This is a genomic window from Polaromonas sp. (assembly GCF_018780625.1).
Classification (GTDB): domain Bacteria; phylum Pseudomonadota; class Gammaproteobacteria; order Burkholderiales; family Burkholderiaceae_C; genus Polaromonas.
The window spans coordinates 1-5,269 of sequence record NZ_JADMJK010000149.1; the positions used below are offsets into that span (position 1 = coordinate 1).

At 62.8% G+C, this 5,269-nt stretch carries 5 protein-coding genes; 3 read left to right on the forward strand and 2 right to left on the reverse strand.

What is annotated here, in order from left to right:
- Together IV091_RS12535 and IV091_RS12540 are read left to right on the forward strand one after the other, a co-directional pair.
- The coding region (locus IV091_RS12535; protein ID WP_293469201.1) for a PAS domain-containing protein at positions 1-642 on the forward strand (642 nt) is incomplete at its 5' end.
- Entirely contained in the window at positions 626-1,885 is a 1,260-nt protein-coding gene (locus IV091_RS12540; protein WP_293469203.1) for a PAS domain S-box protein, read from the forward strand. The genes IV091_RS12535 and IV091_RS12540, both read left to right, overlap by 17 nt.
- Positions 1,886-1,948: 63 nt before the next feature.
- On the opposite strand, the gene IV091_RS12545 is transcribed toward IV091_RS12540, so the two are convergent.
- Positions 1,949-2,848, reverse strand: coding sequence for a LysR substrate-binding domain-containing protein (locus tag IV091_RS12545; RefSeq protein WP_293469205.1), 900 nt, complete (start codon positions 2,846-2,848; stop codon positions 1,949-1,951).
- Between the two features lie 3 nt (positions 2,849-2,851).
- The gene (purU, locus tag IV091_RS12550; RefSeq protein ID WP_293469207.1) at positions 2,852-3,700 is read right to left on the reverse strand and encodes a formyltetrahydrofolate deformylase; all 849 of its coding nucleotides are present in this window, start codon (positions 3,698-3,700) and stop codon (positions 2,852-2,854) included.
- A 147-nt stretch (positions 3,701-3,847) separates the two neighbouring features.
- Between purU and IV091_RS12555 the strand changes: the two genes are divergently transcribed.
- Positions 3,848-5,188 carry an aminotransferase class III-fold pyridoxal phosphate-dependent enzyme gene (locus IV091_RS12555; protein ID WP_293469209.1) on the forward strand — a complete coding sequence of 447 codons (1,341 nt, stop codon included), beginning with the start codon at positions 3,848-3,850 and terminating at the stop codon, positions 5,186-5,188.
- The last annotated feature ends 81 nt before the right edge of the window (positions 5,189-5,269 follow it).

A 5,269-nucleotide genomic window follows, 5' to 3' on the forward strand; every position in this document is an offset into this window, starting at 1 on the left:
GAGTCCCTGCGCCAGGCCCAGGAAGACCTGCAAAGCACGCGGGAGGAGATGCAGACATCCCAGGAGGAGCTCAAATCGACCAACGAGGAGCTGCAGTCCACCAACGAGGAGCTGCAGTCCACCAACGAGGAACTGACCACCTCCAAGGAAGAAATGCAGTCGCTCAACGAGGAATTGCATACGGTTAATGCCGAACTGCAGTCCAAGGTGGACGACATGTCGACGATCAACAACGACATGAAGAACCTGCTCGACAGCACGGAAATTGCCACCGTGTTCCTCGATGAAAAGCTCCATGTGCGCCGTTTCACCAGCCATGCAGCCCGGCTGTTCAAGCTGATTGGCAGCGACGTGGGGCGCCCGCTGTCCGACATCACGACGGACCTGGACTATCCGGCGCTGCAAAACGACGCCAGGGAGGTGCTGCGCACGCTGGCGTTTTCGGAGAAACAGGTGTCCACTCGGGATGGGCGCTGGTTCAAGGTGCGCATCATGCCGTACCGGACCCAGGACAACATCATCAGCGGGGTGGTAATCACCATGATCGATGTCAGTGAATATAAAAAGCTTGAGGAAACACTGCAGCACCGGCAAGACCAGGCGGCACAAGCACAGGGAGGAAACCATGAAGAAAAAGTCTGACGCATCGAGCGATGACGCTGAGTTGCGTCGCCGTGCAGAGCAGCAGGTGGCGACCCATCCCGAGTCACCCGCAGACGGTGATTCGGCGCGGCGCCTGCTGCACGAGTTGCAGGTCTACAAGATCGAACTCGAAATGCAGAACGAGGCCCTGCGCGAGGCGCAGGAAGAAGCCGAGTTGGGGCTGGAGCGTTACGTGGAGCTTTACGACCATGCGCCGGTCGGTTACCTGACCCTGAGCCGGACCGGCATCATCGACCGGGCCAACTTGGCGGCGGCCGGCCTGCTCGGGTTGGAGCGCGGCAAGCTGATACGCCGCAATTTCGAGTTTTTTGTCGCGCGCCAGGACGTGCCTGCCTACCGCGGGCTGATGGAGCGGGTCTATGCCGGGGGCGCCAAGGAAACCGTGGCGCTGGCGCTGGCGGGCCAGTCGCAGCGTTTTGTTCGCGTCGAGGCCAGCGCTGACGAGACCGGCACCAACGCGCGTGTCGCGCTGCTCGACATCACCGAGCGCAAGCGGGCCGAGCAGGTGCTGAAAGACAACGAAGAAAAATTCCGCTCCATCTACGAAGGCTCGAACGACGCCATCATGCTGCTGACCGACAAGGGTTTTTTCGACTGCAACGCGCGAACGCTGGAGTTGTTTGGGCTCGGTGGCAAGGACGAATTTATTTTCTTGCATCCTTCCCAGCTTTCCCCACCCTTTCAGCCGGACGGACGGGATTCCTTCAGCGCTGCCAATGAAAAAATCGAGGCCGGCTTTAGCCGGGGAAGCGGCCACTTCGAGTGGGTGCACCAGCGCAAGAACGGTGAGGTTTTCCCCGCGGACGTCAGTTTTACCGCCTTCACGTACCAGGGGCACCGTGTCCTGCAGGCCACTGTGCGCGACATCACAGAGCGCAAGCGGGCCGAGGCGGCCATCCTGCAACTCAACGAAGACCTGGAACGCAAGACCGCCGGTCTTGAGTCGGCCAACCGGGTCTTGCAGGCGTTCTCGGATGCCATCTCGCAGGACCTGCGCGGGCCGCTGCAGGCGCTTGACAGCTGCTCGCGCCTGCTGCGAAAGGGCTACCGGGACCAGTTGGACGCCGAAGGCCAGCGGCTGCTCCAGGGGGTGCGCGACAACGCCGAAAAGATGGTGCAACTGATGGACGAATTGCTCGTCTTCTCGCGCGTCGGGCGCCCGCAGCCGGCAGCTGGCGGTGAAGGGGAGCCAACGGATGATCCTGATCAGCTACTGATTTAATAGCTTCATTGGCCCGTATTGATTGGGCTAATGGCCTTGTTTGCCTTGGGCGCAATAGCCGCGCTAGCCCAGACTCTTGCGCAGCCAGTCTGAAAATGCCGCGCACTCCCAGCGGTCCATGGTGCCGGTGCGCCAGCACAGGTAATGGGCATGCGGGCTGGGAACGCTGCTGCCAAACACGGCGTTGTGGCCCAGGCGCACCAGTGAGCCGTTTTCCAGCCAGGGCGCGCCCAGCTTCAGGCGGATCAGCGCAATGCCCATGCCTGCAGCGGCGGCATCGCACATCAGGCCGATGTCGTTGAACTGCGAGCCGTCCAGCGGCTCGGGCCAGCTGAGTTGGTGGGCTGCAAACCAGGTGCGCCACGGCTCCAGCGGCGAGCGCAGCAGGCTTTCACCCTCCAGGTCTTCGGGCGCCTCGAACGGCCCGTGCTCGCGCAAAAAGGCCGGCGAGGCCAGCGGCGTGACCTCGTCCGTGGCCAGGCAGACATGTTCCATGTCGGCATAGCGCCCGGTGCCAAAGCGCACCACCAGGTCGGCGTCCTCGGCCTCTACGTCGAGCAGCGGAATCGACACCTGCAGCGTCAGGTCAATCTCGGGGTAGGCATCGGTGAACTGGCGCAGCCGGGGAATCAGCAGCGAGCGCGCAAACGTGGGGGTGACGGCCAGCCGCAGCTTGCGCTTGCCCGGGTTGGCGCTTTGTCCGGCCAGGCCCGGAAACTTCTGCAGCGTGGCCAGCCCCTCGCGCACATGCGCCAGGTACTCGCTGCCTTCGGTCGTCAAGGAAAAATCGGCCCGGCCAAACAGCTTGGTGCCAATGATCTGCTCCAGCTGCTTGACGCGGTGGCTGACCGCGCTGGGCGTGACGCAGAGTTCCTCGGCGGTCTGGGTCACGCTGCGCAGCCGCGCCAGTGCCTCGAACGTGAGCAGGCACTGGATGGGCGGAATGCGGGCTGCGGTGGCCATGGCTTATTTGAAAATCACGGTTTTGTGGCCGTTCAGGAGCACGCGGTGCTCGCTGTGCCATTTCACGGCGCGCGCCAGCACCTGGCTTTCGGTGTCGCGGCCCATCGCCGTCAGGTCTTCCACGGTCTTGCTGTGGTCGGCGCGGGCGACGTCCTGCTCGATGATCGGGCCTTCGTCGAGGTCGCCGGTCACGTAGTGGGCGGTCGCGCCTATCAGTTTCACGCCCCGGTCATGCGCCTGGTAATAGGGCTTGGCGCCCTTGAAGCTGGGCAGGAACGAATGGTGGATGTTGATGGCGCGGCCGGCCAGCTTGTTGCACAGGTCGTTTGACAAAATCTGCATGTAGCGCGCCAGCACCACCAGCTCGGCGCCTTCGGACTCGATGATTTCGAGCTGCCTGGCCTCGACCTGCGCCTTGGTCGCGGCCGTCACCGGCAGGTGATGAAACGGGATGTTGTAGCTGGCCGCCAGCTGGTAGAACTCGCGGTGGTTGGACACAATGGCCCGCACATCCAGCGCCAGCAGCCCCGACTTGCAGCGAAACAGCAGGTCGTTCAGGCAGTGGCCCTCCTTGCTGACCAGGATCACCGCGCGCATCGGCTCGGTCGTGTCGTGCAGGCGCCAGTCCATCTGGAACGGTTCGGCAAAGGTCTTGAGCGCGGTCGAGAGTTCGGCGTGCGTCAACTGGTCGCAGGCAAACTGCACGCGCATGAAAAACAGGCCGGTGCCGGCGTCGTTGTACTGCGCGGCTTCTTCGATGTTGCCGCCATGCTCGAACAGAAAACCGGACACGGCATGAACAATGCCCCTGCGGTCAGGGCAGGACAGGGTCAGGATATAAGCGTGATTCATAGGGGGTGAATTGTCGCAGGTGGCGCCCGTCCGCGACTGCCAGTGGCGGGTATTTGGCGCAGGCGCCCGGCCAGGAGTGCCAGAATGCAGAAACAAGCACGCATTCCTTCCATCGCCCCACCCTTTATCTAAATGCAGGAGAAGCACATGGCTTATCAAGAGTTCAACATGGCGCACCATTGGTTGCCCTTCACGCCCAATCGCAGCTTTAAAAATGACCCGCGCATTTTTGTGGCGGCTGACGGCATGCACTTCACCACCCATGACGGGCGGCAGGTGCTCGACGGCATTTCCAGCCTGTGGTGCGTGGCCGCCGGCCACAATCGCAAGCCGATCAACGAAGCCATCAAGAAGCAGCTCGACACGCTGGACTACGCCACCGCCTTCCAGGCCAGCAACGACCAGGCCTTCAAGGCCGCCGAAATGATTGCCGGCATGGCGCCGGGCGACCTGAACAGGGTGCTGTTTTGCAACTCCGGCTCCGAAGCGGCCGACACCTCCTTGAAAGTGGCGCTGGCCTACCACCGGGCGCGCGGCGAAGGCCACCGCAATGTATTTATCGGCCGCGAAAAGGGCTACCACGGCGTCGGCTTTGGCGGCATGAGCGTGGGCGGCATTCCGGCCAACCGCAAGGTCTACGGCGCCGCCCTGCTGCCGCGCGTGGACCACATGCGCTTTATCCATGATCCGGTCAACCACGCCTACATCAACGGCGTCGAGCCGGTCTGGACCGAAGACCTGCTGCTGGAGCTGGAAAACCGCATCCTGCCGCTGCATGACCCCAGCAACGTGGCGGCCATCATTGTGGAGCCGGTGTCAGGCAGCGCCGGCTGGTATTTGCCGCCCCAGGGCTACCTCAAGCGCCTGCGTGAAATCTGCGACAAGCACGGCATTCTCCTGATTTTTGACGAGGTCATCACCGGCTTTGGCCGGCTCGGCTGCAACTTTGGCGCCGACTACTACGGCGTGGTGCCCGACATGCTGAACTTTGCCAAATGCGTGACCAACGGCGTGATTCCGCTGGGCGGCGTGATCTGCACCGACCGCATTTTTGACACCATGATGCAGGCCAACGCCGACAGCCCCGAGTACGCGATCGAATTCTTCCACGGCTACACCTACTCGGGCCACCCGGTGGCCTGCGCCGCCGCCATTGCCACGCTCAATCTGTTCAAGGAAGAAAACCTGTTTGAACGCGCCGGCCAGATGGGCAAGCTGCTCGGCGATGCGATGCACGGCGGCCTGAAAGGCCTGCCCAACGTGGTGGGCATTCGCGCGCTGGGGCTGGCCGGTGCGGTCGAACTGTCCCCGGTGGCCGGCGCGCCGGGCAAACGCGCCTATGACATTTTCATGGACTGCTTCCACCACGGCGTGCTGGTGCGGCCGGCCGGTGAAAACATCGTGGTTTGCCCGCCTTATATCGTGGAGCCGGCGCACATTGAGCGCATCGTGACAGTGGTGGGTGACGCGATTCGCAGGAATGCCTGAGTTTTACCTGGTTAGTTGACCCTGCTGTGTTGGGCTGGCCGGGAGTCGCCCGGCATGCGACTCACTTTCTTTGCTTCGCCA

Excerpts from the sequence above, each read along its gene's own strand:
- IV091_RS12540 (WP_293469203.1), top strand. The coding sequence starts at position 626 with ATGAAGAAAAAGTCTGACGCATCGAGCGATGACGCTGAGTTGCGTCGC.
- IV091_RS12545 (WP_293469205.1), bottom strand. The coding sequence starts at position 2,848 with ATGGCCACCGCAGCCCGCATTCCGCCCATCCAGTGCCTGCTCACGTTC.
- purU (WP_293469207.1), bottom strand. The coding sequence starts at position 3,700 with ATGAATCACGCTTATATCCTGACCCTGTCCTGCCCTGACCGCAGGGGC.
- IV091_RS12555 (WP_293469209.1), top strand. The coding sequence starts at position 3,848 with ATGGCTTATCAAGAGTTCAACATGGCGCACCATTGGTTGCCCTTCACG.